The sequence below is a fragment of the Pantoea wallisii genome (genome assembly GCF_002095485.1).
GTDB lineage: Bacteria > Pseudomonadota > Gammaproteobacteria > Enterobacterales > Enterobacteriaceae > Pantoea > Pantoea wallisii.
This window is the reverse complement of sequence record NZ_MLFS01000006.1, coordinates 107,126-124,293: the sequence shown is the minus strand read 5'-3', so window position 1 is coordinate 124,293 and position 17,168 is coordinate 107,126. Positions and strand designations below refer to the sequence as shown.

At 53.8% G+C, this 17,168-nt stretch carries 14 protein-coding genes and 1 pseudogene; 9 read left to right on the top strand and 6 right to left on the bottom strand.

Annotation, left to right across the window (positions count from 1 at the left end; translation table 11 throughout):
- Positions 1-34: 34 nt before the first annotated feature.
- Positions 35-541, bottom strand: a complete 507-nt coding sequence (mobB, locus tag HA48_RS03905) for a molybdopterin-guanine dinucleotide biosynthesis protein MobB (RefSeq protein WP_128599871.1) — start codon at positions 539-541, stop codon at positions 35-37.
- Positions 538-1,113, bottom strand: a complete 576-nt coding sequence (gene mobA, locus HA48_RS03900; RefSeq protein WP_128599870.1) for a molybdenum cofactor guanylyltransferase MobA — start codon at positions 1,111-1,113, stop codon at positions 538-540. Before mobA ends, mobB begins: the two co-directional genes overlap by 4 nt.
- 70 nt (positions 1,114-1,183) lie before the next feature.
- Here mobA and HA48_RS03895 point away from each other — a divergent pair, with 70 nt between their 5' ends.
- The 5 genes from HA48_RS03895 to spfP all read left to right on the top strand — a co-directional run bounded on the left by HA48_RS03895 (position 1,184) and on the right by spfP (position 6,626).
- Complete coding sequence (locus HA48_RS03895; protein WP_128599869.1) at positions 1,184-1,459, top strand: YihD family protein; 276 nt, start codon at positions 1,184-1,186, stop codon at positions 1,457-1,459.
- Positions 1,460-1,504: 45 nt separating this feature from the next.
- Positions 1,505-2,491, top strand: coding sequence for a serine/threonine protein kinase (locus HA48_RS03890; RefSeq protein ID WP_128599868.1), 987 nt, complete (start codon positions 1,505-1,507; stop codon positions 2,489-2,491).
- A gap of 26 nt (positions 2,492-2,517) precedes the next feature.
- Entirely contained in the window at positions 2,518-3,147 is a 630-nt protein-coding gene (gene dsbA, locus HA48_RS03885) for a thiol:disulfide interchange protein DsbA (protein ID WP_128599867.1), read from the top strand.
- Between the two features lie 369 nt (positions 3,148-3,516).
- Positions 3,517-6,303, top strand: coding sequence for a DNA polymerase I (polA, locus tag HA48_RS03880; protein ID WP_128599866.1), 2,787 nt, complete (start codon positions 3,517-3,519; stop codon positions 6,301-6,303).
- Between the two features lie 275 nt (positions 6,304-6,578).
- Positions 6,579-6,626, top strand: a complete 48-nt coding sequence (gene spfP, locus HA48_RS23025; protein ID WP_071892919.1) for a small protein SpfP — start codon at positions 6,579-6,581, stop codon at positions 6,624-6,626.
- A gap of 85 nt (positions 6,627-6,711) precedes the next feature.
- Here the strand turns inward: spfP and yihA are convergent, their stop codons facing one another.
- A complete protein-coding gene (yihA, locus tag HA48_RS03870) occupies positions 6,712-7,353 on the bottom strand; it encodes a ribosome biogenesis GTP-binding protein YihA/YsxC (protein WP_128599865.1) in 642 nt (213 codons plus the stop codon).
- Positions 7,354-7,905: 552 nt separating this feature from the next.
- Between yihA and yihI the strand changes: the two genes are divergently transcribed.
- Together yihI and hemN are read left to right on the top strand one after the other, a co-directional pair.
- Positions 7,906-8,427, top strand: a complete 522-nt coding sequence (gene yihI / locus HA48_RS03865) for a Der GTPase-activating protein YihI (protein WP_128599864.1) — start codon at positions 7,906-7,908, stop codon at positions 8,425-8,427.
- 233 nt (positions 8,428-8,660) lie between these two features.
- Positions 8,661-10,034 (top strand): oxygen-independent coproporphyrinogen III oxidase, encoded by a 1,374-nt coding sequence (gene hemN / locus HA48_RS03855; protein WP_128599862.1) that lies wholly within the window; start codon positions 8,661-8,663, stop codon positions 10,032-10,034.
- 45 nt (positions 10,035-10,079) lie between these two features.
- On the opposite strand, the gene glnG is transcribed toward hemN, so the two are convergent.
- The 3 genes from glnG to glnA form a co-directional block, all read right to left on the bottom strand.
- Positions 10,080-11,489: a nitrogen regulation protein NR(I) gene (glnG, locus tag HA48_RS03850; protein ID WP_128599861.1), complete on the bottom strand. Its 1,410-nt coding sequence runs from the start codon at positions 11,487-11,489 to the stop codon at positions 10,080-10,082.
- Between the two features lie 7 nt (positions 11,490-11,496).
- Positions 11,497-12,546 (bottom strand): nitrogen regulation protein NR(II), encoded by a 1,050-nt coding sequence (glnL, locus tag HA48_RS03845; protein WP_128599860.1) that lies wholly within the window; start codon positions 12,544-12,546, stop codon positions 11,497-11,499.
- A 182-nt stretch (positions 12,547-12,728) separates the two neighbouring features.
- Positions 12,729-14,138: a glutamate--ammonia ligase gene (gene glnA / locus HA48_RS03840; protein WP_128599859.1), complete on the bottom strand. Its 1,410-nt coding sequence runs from the start codon at positions 14,136-14,138 to the stop codon at positions 12,729-12,731.
- 427 nt (positions 14,139-14,565) lie between these two features.
- Here glnA and typA point away from each other — a divergent pair.
- Both typA and yihX read left to right on the top strand, forming a co-directional pair.
- Positions 14,566-16,385 (top strand): annotated as a pseudogene (typA, locus tag HA48_RS03835) (ribosome-dependent GTPase TypA).
- Positions 16,386-16,568: 183 nt separating this feature from the next.
- Entirely contained in the window at positions 16,569-17,165 is a 597-nt protein-coding gene (gene yihX / locus HA48_RS03830; RefSeq protein WP_128599858.1) for a glucose-1-phosphatase, read from the top strand.
- Positions 17,166-17,168: the final 3 nt, after the last annotated feature.

The window sequence follows — 17,168 nt, the reverse complement described above, 5'->3', positions numbered from 1 at the left end:
TCTGCAGATCGCACAAAATTAAGCCCTGATACTGTCATGAATGCTCGCTCAGCCACTGCTGAATAAAATCAGCAATTATGGATGGCTGATTAATATCCAGAACAGGGATGTCCAGCGTTAATGCCTCATCACTTGCCAGGGCAATAACATGTTCATCCAGTAAGCCAGCCACATCATCTTTTATGCCGCGCCGCCATAAGGCGATTTTAGCTACTGGCTCATGCCGGAATCCTTCGACTAACACCATATCCAGCCGGGAAGTGTCCATGCGCGCGGCCAGCATCATAAGATCAACGGGTTGATTCTGCGTCTCGCACATCAATGCCCAGCGCTGATCGCTCGCAACAATAACCTGCTCGGCCCCTGCTTTTCGTAGCAAATAGCTATCTTTTCCCGGCTGATCGATCTCCATTTGATGATGAGTATGTTTAATCAGACCAGGCCGGATGCCGCGCGCTTTCAATAATGGGATCAGCTGCTGCAGCAGCGTTGTCTTGCCTGTGCCACTCCACGCGGCGATGGCCAGTAACGGCACGCTCATGACCGTTTCTCCTCATTTATCAGGTCACCTGGGGTATTAATATTGTGAAACGCAGATTCGTCGTCAGCGAAGGGTACCGCATGTCCGCCGTGCTCCCGCATAAACTGCATCAGACGTCGCTCGCCGCGTAACAGCCATTTTTCCAAATCATCCTTCAAAGACCGGCTTACCAGTGCCAGGGTAGGGTGATCGCGCGACGACGATTTCACCCACACCGCTGGTGCATGACCGCGCTGTTGCCATAAACGCGCCACAAAGTCTTCAGGTAAAAAAGGCGAGTCACAGGCACAGAACGCCACCCACTCCGTTTGACTGTGCTGCAACCCGCTTAGCATGCCTGCTAAAGGTCCGGGATAATCCGCCATCGAATCTGTTATGACCTGGCAGCCACTCGCCTGATACCGATCAATGTTACGGTTAGCGCTAATCAACACAATATTGACCTGTGGCTGTAATCGCTGCAGAACGTGCTGATAGAGTGGTTTGCCCTGCAGTTCCAGCAACCCTTTATCCTGGCCTCCCATACGGCTTCCTTGACCGCCTGCGAGAATTACACCGGTAAATGAGGTCATCTTCGTCTCCTTGCTTATTGTGGACGATACTAACTCAACAGCAGCGATCCTGCTGCATAAAGGAACCCTGATGAAATATCACCGACTTACTGAATTGCTGGCGCTTCTGCAACCCGCCTGGCAAAAAGAGCCCGATCTTAATCTGCTGGCATTTTTGCAAAAGCTGGCGCAGGAATCGGGTTTCTGTGGCCCATTAAGTGAATTAACGGATGATGTATTGATCTACCATCTCAAAATGCGCGATGCCGGTAGTGACGCTGAGATCCCGGGCCTGAAGAAGGATTATGAAGTGGATTTCAAAACCGCGTTATTGCGCGCGCGTGGTGTGATTAAGGATGAGGAGTAGTGTTATTCTTGCGCGCTCAATGCAAAGGAACATACAGGCAAAACGATGAGCGAAGCCGCTTTTAATTTCCAGACGCTAAACCCCGATGTGATCCTTGATGCGTTGTGGGAAGCCGGTCTGCGGGTCGAATCAGGCTTAACCGCCCTCAATAGTTATGAAAACCGCGTTTATCAGTTCAGCGATGATGAAAAGCGGCGTTATGTGGCAAAATTTTACCGGCCACAACGCTGGAGCGCGGCGCAAATTGGTGAAGAGCACCAGTTTGCACAGGACTTACTGAATGCTGAAGTTCCGGTCGCGGCACCGCTGCTATTGCAGGGTAACACGCTCAATCAGCATGCCGGATTTATGTTCGCGGTATTCCCCAGCCTCGGTGGGCGTCAGTATGAAACTGACAACGAGGAGCAGATGGAGTGGGTCGGTCGTTTCCTTGGCCGTATTCATCAAACCGGACGGCAAAATCTCTTCAGGCAGCGCCCGGTGCTGGGCCTGGATGAGTATGTGATACAGCCGCGCGCATCGCTGGAAAGTAGCGTACTGGTGCCTGCTTCACTCAAAGACGCACTGTTAAAGGCGGTAGACAAACTCCACGCGACGCTTCAGCAGAGCTGGCACAGTAACTGGCAACCAATGCGGCTGCACGGTGACTGCCATCCCGGTAATATTTTATGGCGCGACGGGCCGCTATTTGTCGATCTCGACGACGCCCGTACCGGACCGGCAGTGCAGGATTTGTGGATGCTGGTTAACGGTAACCGTCAGGAGCAACTCATTCAGTGGGACATTTTACTGGAGGCGTATAACGAATTCGGTGATTTCGATTTACATGAATTAACACTGATTGAGTCTTTACGCGCCATGCGCATGGTTTATTATCTGGCCTGGGTGGTACGCCGCTGGCAGGATCCCGCTTTTCCGCGCGCCTTCCCCTGGATGACCGATGAGGACTTCTGGCGCCGGCAGATTGCACTATTTATCGAGCAGGAGAAGCTGTTACACGAACCGCCGTTGCAGCTTAGCCCGCAATTTTAATGAAGTACTCAGGAGATGTTTTCACGATGAAAAAGATCATGTTCGCGCTGGTAGGATTAATGCTGGCATTTGGCGCTTCAGCGGCGCAATTCACTGACGGCAAGCAGTACGTTACGCTGCAGAAGCCCGTTGCTGGTGAGCCGCAGGTCATGGAGTTCTTCTCTTTCTTCTGCCCGCACTGCTACCAGTTTGAACGCGTATACCACGTTAGCGATGCAGTAAGAAAGAATCTGCCCGCTGATACCAAAGTCACCAAGTATCATGTTGATTTTTTAGGTGGTGACTTTGGTCCAATCGTCACGCATGCCTGGGCAGTGGCGATGGCGTTGGGCGTAGAGGATAAGGTCACCGCACCGATCTTTGATGGCATCCAGAAAACGCAGACGGTCACCGATGCTGCCAGCCTGAAAGAGACCTTTATCAAAGCCGCCGGGATCTCCTCTGAAGATTACGATGCAGCCTGGAATAGCTTTGCGGTCAAAGCCCTGGTTGCTCAGCAGCAGAAAGCTGCCTCTGATGTCAATCTGCAGGGTGTACCTGCTATCTTTGTGAACGGCAAGTACATGGTTAACAACGGTGGTCTCGATACCAGCTCCATGGAGAACTTTGTTGCCGATTACGCGAATGTCGTAAAATTCCTCGCTGCCAAACAGTAATCATACTGAACATCAACGCCGGCACTGCCGGCGTTTTTATTGCTGTTTATCTGCCCTGAATAATAACTTTCTGCTACCCCTCCGACTTAATATCCACACTGACGATCACCTTTGCAAAAAGCGATGTTGCGTCACGGTAACTTCATAACTTATTGAATCATAATAAATAATGTTTGTAATTTGATTGCAATTCACGTAAATAACAATACGTTATGATTTTTACGCACAAAGTTATCCACAAGAAGATCCTTGCGATCTCTGCCGCAGGGTGACGAAAAAAGGACGGAGTTTTTCGTGTTCGTTCAACATTCCTCTCTGGATGTGGCATCCTTATAGCCCTCATTATTGCAACGAAGAAAATACAAACCTATGGCGCAAATTGCAGAAAATCCCCTGATTCTGGTAGACGGCTCCTCCTATCTCTACCGTGCGTATCATGCCTTTCCGCCGCTGACTAACAGTGCAGGTGAGCCAACTGGTGCCATGTATGGTGTACTCAACATGCTGAAAAGCCTGTTGGTGCAGTATCAACCCAGCCATGTGGCTGTAGTCTTCGATGCAAAAGGCAAAACCTTCCGCGATGAGCTCTTCGAAAATTACAAATCGCATCGCCCGCCCATGCCTGACGATCTGCGGGCGCAGACCGCGCCGCTGCATGAGATGGTAAAAGCCATGGGACTGCCATTACTGGCGGTGCCGGGAGTTGAAGCCGATGATGTCATTGGTACGCTGGCGCTGGAAGCGGAAAAGCAGGGGCGCGCAGTACTGATCAGCACAGGCGATAAAGACATGGCGCAGCTGGTCACGCCCGGGATTACCCTGATTAACACCATGACTAATACCGTGCTCGGGCCGGAAGAAGTGGAGCAAAAGTTCGGCGTACCGCCCGCGCTGATTATTGATTTCCTCGCCATGATGGGCGATAGCTCAGATAACATCCCTGGCGTACCGGGCGTGGGTGAAAAGACCGCACAGGCGCTGCTGCAAGGGCTCGGCGGCATGCAGTCAATCTATGACAATCTGGATAAAGTGGCCGATCTCTCCTTCCGCGGGGCGAAAACCATGGCGGCCAAACTGGAGCAGAACCGTGACCTCGCGTTCCTCTCTTATAAGCTGGCAACCATTAAAACTGACGTTGAGCTGGCACTCAGCTGCGATCAGCTGACGGTGAGCGAACCGGACGTTGAAGCGCTACAGGCACTATTCAGCCGCTACGAATTTAAGCGCTGGATTACCGATCTGCAGGATGGAAAATGGCTGCAGGGCAAGAAAAGCAATACGCAGGCACAGAGAGTATTGGTGGATGAGCCGGCTGCTGCCGTGGAAACGGCCAGCATTCTCTCCTCTGATGGCTATGTCACCATTCTTGATGAAGCCACATTTGCCGACTGGCTGCAGAAGCTAAAAAGTGCAGACGTTTTCGCTTTCGATCTGGAAACAGATTCCCTGGACACGCTGAGCGCGAATATCGTGGGTATCGCATTCGCGGTTGCGCCGGGAGAAGCGGCATATCTGCCTGTCGGACATGACTACCTGGATGCACCGGATCAGCTTGATCGTACTGAAGTGCTGAAGCAGCTTAAACCGCTACTGGAAGACCAAAATGCGGCGAAAGTTGGTCAGAACCTTAAATACGATCGTGGTGTGCTCAAAAACTATGACATCGAGCTTAACGGCATCAAATTCGACACCATGCTGGAGTCCTATTGCCTGAACAGCGTGGTGGGTAAGCATGATATGGACAGCCTGGCGGCCCGCTGGTTAAACCACAAAACCGTCACCTTCGAGGAGATTGCCGGTAAAGGCAAAAATCAGCTGACCTTTAACCAGATCGCGCTGGAGCAGGCCGCGCATTACGCTGCCGAAGATGCGGATGTCACACTACAGCTGCATCTGCAGATGTGGCCAAAGCTGGAGCAAGCGCCCGGGCCGAAAGCGGTGTTCGAAGAGATTGAGATGCCGCTGGTGAAAGTGATTTCACGCGTTGAACGTAATGGCGTATTGATCGACCAAAACATCCTGGCGAAACATTCGCAGGAACTGACCACGCGTCTCGCAGAGCTGGAGCAGAAGGCCCACGATCTGGCTGGCGAACCGTTTAACCTCTCTTCAACGAAGCAGCTGCAGACCATTCTGTTTGAAAAGCAGGGGATTAAACCGACGAAAAAGACACCTGGCGGCGCGCCGTCAACCAGCGAAGAGGTGCTGGCAGAACTGGCGCTGGACTATCCGCTGCCGAAAGTCATCCTGGAGCATCGTGGTCTGTCGAAACTGAAATCGACCTACACCGATAAACTCCCGCTGATGATCAATCCGGTGACCGGCCGCGTGCATACGTCTTATCATCAGGCCGTGACGGCAACCGGTCGTCTATCCTCTACCGATCCAAACCTGCAAAACATTCCGGTACGTAATGAAGAGGGGCGGCGCATCCGTCAGGCGTTTATTGCCGGTGCAGACAAACGCATTGTTGCGGCCGACTACTCTCAGATTGAGCTGCGCATTATGGCGCACCTTTCACAGGATAAAGGCCTGCTGGATGCCTTTGCGCAGGGGGAGGATATCCACCGCGCCACGGCCGCTGAGGTATTTGGCGTCGTGCTGGACAAGGTATCCGGCGAACAGCGCCGCAGCGCAAAAGCGATCAACTTTGGCCTGATTTACGGGATGAGCGCGTTTGGCTTATCGCGTCAGCTGAATATCGGTGCCGGTGAAGCGAAGAAGTACATGGATCTCTATTTCGAGCGCTATCCGGGCGTGCTGCGTTACATGGAGAAGACGCGCGCGCAGGCAGCGGAAAAGGGGTATGTCGAGACGCTGGATGGTCGCCGTTTATGGTTACCGGATATCAACTCCAGCAACGCCATTCGCCGCAAGGCAGCGGAGCGCGCAGCGATTAACGCACCGATGCAGGGGACAGCTGCCGACATCATCAAACGCGCCATGATTGCGGTTGACGGCTGGCTGCTGCAGCAAAACGACGATGCGGTAACGATGATCATGCAGGTGCACGATGAACTGGTGTTTGAGATCCACAAAGATGCGGTTGAAAGCGCCAGTGCGACGATTCGTCAGCTAATGGAGAGCAGCATGAAGCTGGACGTACCGCTGCAGGTGGAAGTCGGCACAGGCAAAAACTGGGACGAAGCACACTGACTGGATAAGGCTGGCGGCTTATGAGCAGCGCCGGTCTTACTATAAGAAAAAAGTTTACTTAATCGCTTCAGCAACTGTACTGCTTGCCCTTCAAAGGAGAGCCGCAGTAACTGCTTATCGGCTAAGCACTTTTTTGGTAATTAAACTACATATCATGCGTGAAAGTGTGACGAGCCTGGTAAAAAAAGGGTGTGTTGTTGAAACTTAACAACAAAAAAGCCTTTGTCGGTCAGAAAAAATCAGGTAAAGTTTCTCGCGTAGGGTACAGAGGTAAGATGTTCTATCTTTCAGACCTTTTACTTCACGTAATCGGATTTGGCTGAATATTAGCCGCCCCAGTCATTTATGACTGGGGCGTTTTTTATTGGGCTTTTTCTGAAAAGCGGGCTGAAAAACCCGCTGAATTATTTACTCTTCGGGCAAGGCGCCGTCGCCTTCCTGAGCGGGTTCCAGTTCATTAAACCAGCTATCCAGCTTCTGACGCAGTTTATCCACGCCCATCTTCTTCAGCGAAGAGAACATCTCAACCTGTACGTCGCCCATAAAGGCCAGAGAAGCCTCACGCACCATATTCAGCTGCGCTTTACGGGCACCTGAGGCAAGCTTGTCGGCTTTGGTCAGCAGCAGCATGACAGGGATCTGGCTCTGTACCGCCCATTCAATCATCTGCTGATCGAGATCTTTAAGCGGATGGCGGATATCCATCAGTACCACCAAACCTTTCAGCGCCTGGCGTTTCTGCAGATATTCACCCAGTGCGCGCTGCCATTTACGCTTCATCTCTTCCGGCACTTCGGCATAGCCATAACCGGGGAGATCCACCAGACGCTTGCCTTCAACCACTTCAAACAGGTTGATCAGCTGCGTACGGCCAGGCGTTTTACTGATACGCGCCAGGCTTTTCTGGTTGGTCAGGGTATTAAGCGCGCTGGATTTGCCTGCATTGGAGCGTCCGGCGAAGGCAACTTCAATACCAACGTCCGCGGGCAGGTGACGAATATCCGGGGCGCTCAGCACAAAGTGGGTAACGTGATAGTTCAAAGCAGACACAGTAAAACTCCAGCAGAATGATTCGGGCAATGGCGCTGATTATACCTGTTATGGCGCAAAAGTGCCCGACAGGCGTCATAACAGACAGTGTTGTAAGAGATTGCCGTTTTTTACTGCCAGTGATTACTGATTCATACAAGATTCACTATTAAATTATTGCTTTAATTTCAATTATTTAATTTATGTGTGATAAAAAACGCCCCAAATTAAAGACAAGTCTCACTTGTTCATTTTACGAGGTAGTCTACATTTGTTGTCAGTGCACGGCAGCACCCATCAGGATGATGAGCTCAGGAGCGTCGGGGATGACCGGGAGCATGGCAGGAGAGCGATTCAGGCAGGAATCGAACAGGGATAAGGATTACTCGCAGGAGCGATGTGGCGAGGGAGCAACCGGGACGTTGTGAGCCGTAATGGATTTGACGCAAGTTTCCTTCGTGCGAAGGTGCGAAATAAGGCGATAGCATAGGCTATCGCCTTTTTTCTTTGTCATCTTTCTGCTAGATTTCGCCGCAATTCTATACTGAAGAAAAACCGCCGAGACCGGACACCATGAAGCAACCTGCACCAGCCCAGCGCGGCAAACCTGCTGCTAAAAACAAACGTAAATCGCGTGAAGAACTGAATCAGGAAGCGCGCGATCGCAAACGCGATAAAAAGCACAGCGGCCTTAAATCGGGCAGCCGCGCTAATCCGGAAACGCAAAATGCCAGCAAAGGACAGGGTAAACAGAGCGCTGACCCACGCACGGGCAGCAAAAAACCTGTTGCGCTGGTGGCCGAAGGGAAAACCCTGCCGGCTAAAAAACCGGCCGCACAGCCTAAGCCTAAAGCGGAAAAAGTGCGTCTGACGCCAGAGGAAGAGCTGGCGAAGCTGGAAAATGACGAGCGCCTCGATAAACTGCTGGATCGTCTGGAGAGCGGTGAAACCCTGAGTGGGGAAGAGCAGGCCTGGCTGGATGAGACATTAGATCGTATCGACGAACTGATGGAAACCCTGGGCATCGCGCTGGATGACGACGCAGACGATGAGCAGGCTGAAGAAGATATGATGCGCCTGCTGAAGGGCAACTGAGGCACATTTTGATCGGCATGCGGGTTAACGCATGCCGCGCTAAACAGGTATTCACCTATGCTTTGGCCTGGATCAATTTTAGCGCTGCTACTGACATGTTATCTCCTCTGGTTATTGTTTAAACTACGCCGCCTGTCGCGTCTGAAGTCGCGTTTACGTCGGCGCTCTGCCCTGCGCTTCGTCCACTCTTCTACCGCGCGACCCGTCCTCAGACGTCACCGTAAGGAGTGAGCATGTCATCGCAGCAGATTGAGTGGGACCAGCGGATCATCGAAAAGTATAACTACGCCGGTCCGCGCTACACCTCTTATCCTACCGCGCTGGAGTTCAGTGAAAGTTTCGGCACCGATGATTTCCGGCGTGCCGCTGAACGCTACCCCGAACGTCCGCTTTCGCTGTATGTGCACATTCCGTTCTGCCATCGTCTCTGCTATTTCTGCGGCTGCAATAAAATTGTTACCCGCCAGCTGCATAAGGCCGATCGCTACCTGGATGTGCTTGAGCAGGAGATTTGCCAGCGTGCGCCGCAGTTCGCTGGCCGCCGGGTAACGCAGCTGCACTGGGGCGGCGGCACGCCCACATTCCTGAACCCGCAGCAGGTCAGCCGACTGGTGGCCCTGCTGCGCCAGCATTTTGATCTTGCTGCCGATGTGGAGATGTCGATCGAAGTCGATCCGCGTGAAATTGCGCTGGAGATGATCGATCATCTGCGTGCTGAAGGGTTTAACCGTCTGAGTATGGGCGTGCAGGACTTCAACAAAGCGGTGCAGGCTCGCGTCAATCGCGTACAGGATGAAGCGACCATCTTTGCGCTGGTGGAGCGGGCACGGGCTCAGGGCTTCGGCTCGGTGAGTCTGGACCTGATTTACGGCCTGCCGCTGCAGACGCCGGAAAGCTTCGCTTTCACTCTCCAGCGTGTGATTGCTCTCAATCCCGATCGTCTCAGCGTCTTCAACTATGCCCACATGCCGACGCTGTTCGCAGCGCAGCGCAAAATCAAAGACGATGAGTTGCCTGGTGCCGCACAGAAGCTGGAGATCCTGCAGCAAACCATCGCCACGCTAACCGGCGCGGGCTATCAGTTTATTGGTATGGACCACTTCGCCAAGCCGGACGATGAGCTGGCCGTGGCGCAGCGCGCAGGCAAACTGCACCGTAATTTCCAGGGCTACACCACGCAGGGCGATACCGAACTGCTTGGGCTTGGCGTCTCTGCCATCAGCATGCTGGGCGACAGCTGTGCGCAGAATCAGAAAGTGTTAAACGATTATTACGCCAGCGTGGAACAGCAGGGCAACGCGCTGTGGCGCGGCTTAACCTTAAGTGAGGATGATTGCCTGCGCCGTGATGTGATTAAGGCGCTGATCTGCAACTTCACGCTGGATTTTGCTGCCATTGAAGCGCAGTGGCCGGTAACCTTTGAACGCTATTTTGCGGAAGATCTGGCGCTGCTCGCACCTCTGATCGCCGATGGATTGCTGGAACAGCGCGGACGCAGCCTGCACGTTACCGGCATTGGCCGCCTGCTGATTCGCAATATCTGCATGTGCTTCGATCGCTATCTGCGCCAGAAAGCGCGCATGCAGCAGTTTTCCCGCGTTATCTGATAAAAAAGGGAGCCGAGGCTCCCTTTCCGGTTAGCGTACGTCACGCTACTCCATTCCCAGCTCTTTCAGCTTACGCGTTAACGTATTGCGTCCCCATCCCAGCAAGCGTGCGGCTTCCTGTTTGTGGCCCTGAGTGTGACGCAGCGCGGTGGTGAGTAAGGTGCGCTCCATCTCCGGCTGTGCTTCAGAGAGCAGGTTTTGATGACCGGAACGCAGCGCGCGGTCCGCCCACTGTGCCAGCAGCGTAGCCCAGCTATCCGGCAGCGATTGCACCGGACTATCCGGCGTGCTGGATTCAAACAGCTCGGGCGGCAGATCCTGAATCAGCACCTCCTGACCAGCGGCCATTACCGTCAGCCAGCGGCAGGTGTTCTCCAGCTGGCGCACGTTACCGGACCAGTGCAGGCGCGTCAGTGCTGTTTCGGTCTCCGGATGCAGAATCTTGGCTTCAACACCCAGTTCGCGTGCGGCAACCTGCAGAAAATAGCGCGCCAGGCGCGGGATATCTTCACGGCGTTCGCGCAGCGGCGGCAAGTGCACACGAATCACGTTCAGGCGATGGAACAGATCCTCGCGGAACTTGCCCTCCTGCACGCGCAGTTCAAGGTTCTGGTGCGTGGCGGCAATGATACGCACGTCCACCTTCACCGGCGCATAGCCGCCAACGCGATAAAATTGCCCATCGGCCAGTACACGCAGCAGGCGCGTTTGCACATCCAGCGGCATATCACCAATCTCATCCAGGAACAGCGTGCCACCATCGGCCTGCTCAAAACGCCCCTGACGAATCTGATTGGCGCCGGTAAACGCGCCCTTTTCGTGGCCAAACAGCTCGGACTCGATTAAATCCTTCGGGATGGCCGCCATATTCAGCGCAATAAACGGCGATTTGGCACGCGGACTATGCCGATGCAGCGCATGCGCCACCAGCTCTTTACCGGTGCCGGATTCGCCGTTAATCAATACGCTAATGGATGAACGCGAGAGACGGCCGATGATGCGAAACACATCCTGCATCGCCGGCGCTTCGCCGATAATGTCAGTGGTCGGGCCGCTTACCGGCTGATTGCGCGGCTGCTGCTGCTCCTGATAGTGGCTGATCGCACGCTCTACCAGCGCCACCGCTTCATCAATATCAAACGGCTTTGGCAGGTAATCAAAAGCACCCTGTTGATAAGCGCTGACGGCGGCATCCAGATCCGAGTGCGCGGTCATGATGATCACCGGCAACATAGGATGGCGCTGTTTAATCTGTTTCAGTAGCGCCAGCCCATCCATACCCGGCATGCGGATATCGGACAATAGTACGTCTGGCGTCTTGGTCGCGAGGGCATCCAGCACCTCGTTGCCGCTGTCAAAGGTGGCGCAGCTCAAACCGGCTCCAGTGAGCGCGCGTTCAAGCACCCAGCGGATTGAGCTATCGTCATCGACGATCCAGACTATCCCTCGTTGCATAGAAACCTCACTGGCGAATAGGCAGGTAAACCGAAAATTCGGTGTGGCCTGGCCAACTGTTAAATTCAATTTTTCCTGAATGCTGATCGATCAGGCTGCGGGCGATGGAGAGACCTAAACCGGTACCGCCTTCGCGTCCGCTCACCATCGGATAGAACAGCGTGTCCTGCAGCTGTGCCGGAATACCGGGGCCGTCATCTTCAATATCAATACGCGCCACTAAGCGATAACGCGTACCGTGCAGCGTGAGCTGAAACGCCGTACGGGTACGAATCACAATCGTGCCGCCTTCGTCACCCAGCGCCTGCAGCGCGTTGCGCACGACGTTGAGCAGCACCTGCTCAATCTGGTCAGGGTCGTGCGGCAGCTCCGGCAGGCTTGGGTCGTAATCACGCACCAGCGAAACATTGTCCGGCAGCTCCATTGAGACCAGATTCACTACGCGCTCTGCTACCTGGTGAATACTTTGCGTAACGTGTAAGCCGGGCTGTTGCGGGCCAAGCAGGCGATCCACCAGATTACGCAGCCGGTCCGCCTGCTCGATAATCACTTTGGTGTATTCGTTCAGCGAGGGATCGGGCAGGGCGCGCGATAACAGCTGCGCCGCACCGCGTAATCCACCCAATGGATTTTTAATCTCGTGAGCCAGACCGCGTACTAAATCGCGTGCGGCGACCTGCTGAGCGTGCTGAATCTGCTCCTGGCTCAGGCGACGCTGATTATCCATCGGCGCCATTTCCAGCAGAATAAAACCATCGGGTAAACGCTGAGCGGTCAGCGCCATGATGTGCGCACGGCCATCCACCACTAATGTCACTTCGCTATCGGTAAAGCCCTGGCCAGCTTCAAGATTCTCGCTCATCACTTCAATATTCAGCGAAAAGTATCCGGTCAGCTCCGGTAATGGCGTGCCAAATAATTTACGTGAGCTCTGCGCCAGCAGTTGCTGAGCCGCCGGGTTGGCGTAATGGATAACCAGATCGTTATCGACCAGCAAAATACTGTTGATCAGGGAGTTGAGTATCTGCCCCGCGTCGGGCAGCGTGCCAGTTGCCATACAGCGTTCCTCTGCACCAAATCAGTGCATTATAGCTTTTTGGGACGGAAAACTATGCGTCGAACGATGATTTCGCGGTGAAAAAAGCCCATCCGGAGATGGGCTAAAGTTTCCACGGCAACAAAAAATCTTTGGCGTCCTGAAAGCCAGCAATATGCGGCCGCCAGGCGCCAGATTAAATCTTAAACGCTGTAGTACAGCTCAAACTCAACCGGGTGCGGCGTCATGCGTACGCGGTCAACGTCTGGTTTACGCAGTTCGATATAAGCATCGATCGCGTCGTCAGTGAATACGCCACCACGGGTCAGGAACTCGCGGTCTTCGTTCAGCGCGTTCAGTGCTTCTTCCAGAGAGCCTGCAACTTTTGGAATCTCTGCCTCTTCTTCCGGCGGCAGGTCATACAGGTTTTTGTCCATCGCATCGCCAGGGTGGATCTTGTTGATGATGCCATCAAGACCTGCCATCAGCAGCGCGGTGAACGCCAGGTATGGGTTCGCAGCCGGGTCCGGGAAGCGCGCTTCGATACGACGTGCTTTCGGGCTGGCAACAACCGGGATACGGATTGATGCAGAGCGGTTACGCGCAGAGTAAGCCAGCATAACCGGCGCTTCGTAGCCAGGGACCAGACGCTTGTAAGAGTTGGTGGTTGGGTTCGCCAGGGCGTTGATGGCTTTAGCGTGTTTGATCACACCGCCAATGTAGAACAGGGCTGTTTCAGACAGGCCGCCGTACTTATCGCCAGAGAACAGGTTCACGCCGCCTTTTGACAGAGACATGTGGCAGTGCATACCAGAGCCGTTATCGCCAAACATTGGCTTAGGCATGAAGGTTGCGGTTTTGCCATATGCGTGCGCAACGTTGTGCACCACATATTTGTAGATCTGAATTTCGTCCGCTTTTTTGGTCATGGTGTTGAAGCGGGTTGCCACTTCGTTCTGACCCGCTGTTGCCACTTCGTGGTGATGCGCTTCAACCACCAGGCCCATCTGCTCCATGGTCAGACACATGGCAGAACGGATATCCTGAGCGGAATCGACCGGTGGAACCGGGAAGTAGCCGCCTTTCAGGCCAGGACGGTGACCTTTGTTGCCGCCTTCGTACTCTTTACCGGTGTTCCAGCACGCTTCGATATCGTCGATAGCCACGTGTGAGCCGGAAGTAGAAGAGCCGAAACGGATGTCGTCGAACAGGAAGAACTCTGGCTCAGGTCCGAACAGCACGGTATCCGCGATGCCGGAAGAGCGCAGGAACTCTTCTGCACGCTTAGCAATAGAGCGCGGGTCGCGGTCGTAGCCCTGCAGTGTGCCTGGCTCCAGGATGTCACAACGGATGATCAGCGTAGGATCTTCGAAGAACGGATCCATAACCGCAGTGGTCGCGTCTGGCATCAGCACCATGTCTGATTCGTTAATGCCTTTCCAGCCACCGATGGAGGAGCCATCGAACATTTTGCCTTCTTCGAAGAAGTCAGCGTTAACCTGGTGAGCAGGGATAGTAACGTGCTGTTCTTTACCTTTGGTATCGGTAAAACGCAGGTCAACAAACTTAACTTCATGCTCGTTCATCATCGAGAGAACGTGTTCAGCGGACATACTCAACTCTCCTGGAAATGGTCATTGTCGTCGTGGTGAGAGAACTTCGTTGCCTGAAGTGTTATTCCACTTCGGTGCGAGATCCCGGCAAGCTCTTCAACCGTTGTGCAACTGTCGTTTTCGCTTGAAAGATATAAAGCGAATTCTGTGCCAACTTTATTACAATGGTGAAAATGGCGCTGTGATGCGCCCTTTCGTGAGACGGTGACTGCACCAGGATAGATGCACTGCACCAAAATAGTGCTTTATGGCTTCGCTCTGGCACTGAAATGGTGCAAAACCTCATCACTGTGCAGGTAAATGCACCGTTAGTGGTGCTAAAAATAAGCACCACGAGAATCTTGCAGCGAAAACTGTGATCATGTTCAGTCTTTCGCTTAATCCGTGTACAATACCGCGTTATTTCTATAATGCCTGAGGCAAAGCTGTGATCGAAAATTTGCGTAACATCGCCATCATCGCGCACGTTGACCATGGAAAAACCACCCTGGTTGATAAACTGCTGCAACAGTCCGGTACTTTTGATGCCCGTACCGAAGCGACTGAGCGCGTGATGGACTCCAACGATTTGGAGAAAGAGCGTGGGATTACCATCCTCGCGAAAAACACCGCCATCAAATGGAATGACTACCGTATCAACATCGTTGATACCCCAGGACACGCCGACTTCGGTGGTGAAGTTGAGCGCGTCATGTCCATGGTGGATTCGGTGCTGCTGGTTGTAGACGCGATGGATGGCCCTATGCCGCAAACCCGCTTCGTAACCAAGAAAGCCTTTGCTCATGGTTTGAAGCCGATTGTAGTTATCAATAAAATTGACCGCCCGGGCGCGCGTCCTGACTGGGTTGTGGATCAGGTCTTTGACCTGTTCGTTAACCTCGACGCCACCGACGAGCAGCTGGACTTCCCTATCATTTATGCGTCAGCGCTGAATGGTATTGCTGGCCTGGATCACGCTGACATGGCAGACGACATGACCCCGCTGTATCAGGCGATTGTTGACCACGTTTCCCCACCACAGGTAGAAGTTGAAGCGCCACTGCAGATGCAGATCTCGCAGCTGGACTACAACAACTATCTGGGCGTTATCGGCATTGGCCGCATCAAGCGCGGTAAAATCAAGCCGAACCAGCAGGTCACTATCATTGATAGCGAAGGTAAAACCCGCAACGCTAAAGTCGGTAAAGTGCTGACTCACCTGGGGCTGGAGCGTATCGACAGCGACCTGGCAGAAGCTGGCGATATCATCGCAGTCACTGGCCTGGGCGAGCTGAACATCTCTGACACCATCTGCGACACGCAGAAGGTTGAAGCTCTGCCAGCCCTGAGCGTCGATGAACCAACCGTCACCATGTTCTTCAACGTCAACACCTCACCTTTCTGCGGTAAAGAAGGTAAGTTCGTGACGTCGCGCCAGATCCTGGAGCGTCTGAATAAAGAGCTGGTGCACAACGTGGCACTGCGCGTTGAAGAAACCGAAGATTCAGATGCATTCCGTGTGTCTGGTCGTGGTGAGCTGCACTTGTCTGTTCTGATCGAGAACATGCGTCGTGAAGGTTTCGAACTGGCGGTATCCCGTCCGAAAGTAATCTTCCGCGAGTTCGAAGGCCGTAAACAAGAGCCATTCGAAAACGTGACCCTCGACATCGAAGAGACCCACCAGGGTTCTGTGATGCAGGCGATGGGTGAGCGTAAAGGCGACCTGAAAAACATGGATCCGGATGGCAAAGGCCGCGTACGTCTCGACTACGTGATTCCAAGCCGTGGCCTGATTGGCTTCCGTAACGAATTCATGACCATGACCTCCGGTACCGGTCTGCTGTACTCCACCTTCAGCCACTACGACGACGTTCGTCCGGGCGAAGTGGGCCAGCGCCAGAACGGCGTGCTGATCTCTAACGGCCAGGGTAAAGCGGTTGCGTTTGCCCTGTTCGGTCTGCAGGATCGCGGCAAGCTGTTCCTGGGCCACGGTGCGGAAGTCTATGAGGCCAGATCATCGGTATTCACAGCCGCTCTAACGACCTGACCGTTAACTGCCTGACCGGTAAGAAACTGACTAACATGCGTGCGTCAGGAACTGACGAAGCGACCACTCTGGTTCCACCACAGAAGATGACGCTGGAGCAGGCTATCGAGTTCATCGATGACGACGAACTGGTAGAAGTTACCCCGCAGTCAGTACGTATTCGTAAACGTCACCTGACCGAGAACGACCGTAAGCGCGCGTCTCGCGGCAGCAAAGAGTAAGCGAAGCAGTCTGATAATGAAGCCCCGCACCGCGGGGCTTTTTTTTGCCTGCACGCCGCTGCAACACGGCATCAGCGAAATCAGGCGCCGCTTCCGGAATGCTGATTTCCCCGCTCCCTCCCTGTTCAGGTTTCGCTTTTGCCGCTAGAGTGAATGATCCAGGGAACGTAGAGGAGAGGTGTCATGCTGTACATCTTTGATTTAGGCAACGTGATTGTTGATATCGATTTTAATCGGGTACTCGGCGTCTGGAGCGATCTGGGTCGGGTGCCGTTGGCGACGCTGCAAAGTCGTTTTCAGATGGATGATGCGTTTGAAAAGCACGAGCGGGGCGAAATCAGTGACCCGGAATTTGCCGCGCGTATCTGTGACCAGCTGGATATCGCGCTGAGTTACCCGCAGTTTACCGCGGGCTGGCAGGCGGTGTTCGTGGGTGTGCGTCCGGAAACGCTGGCAATCATGAATCAGCTGCGTGCCAGCGGCGAGCGCGTGGTCATCCTGTCCAATACCAACCAGCTGCATTTTGAGTTCTGGCCAACCCAGTACCCGGAGGTGCAGCAGGCCGCCGATCACGTCTACATGTCGCAGGATATCGGCATGCGCAAGCCGGAAGCACGCATTTGGCAGTACGTGCTGGAGCATGAGGGGTTCACGGCTGACCAGGCAGTGTTCTTTGATGACAATCAGGCCAATGTTGATGCCGCGCGTGCGCTGGGCATCGAAAGCGTGCTGGTGGTGGATAACAAAACCGTACCAGACTGGTTTGCGAGCCGTCGCTAAGTG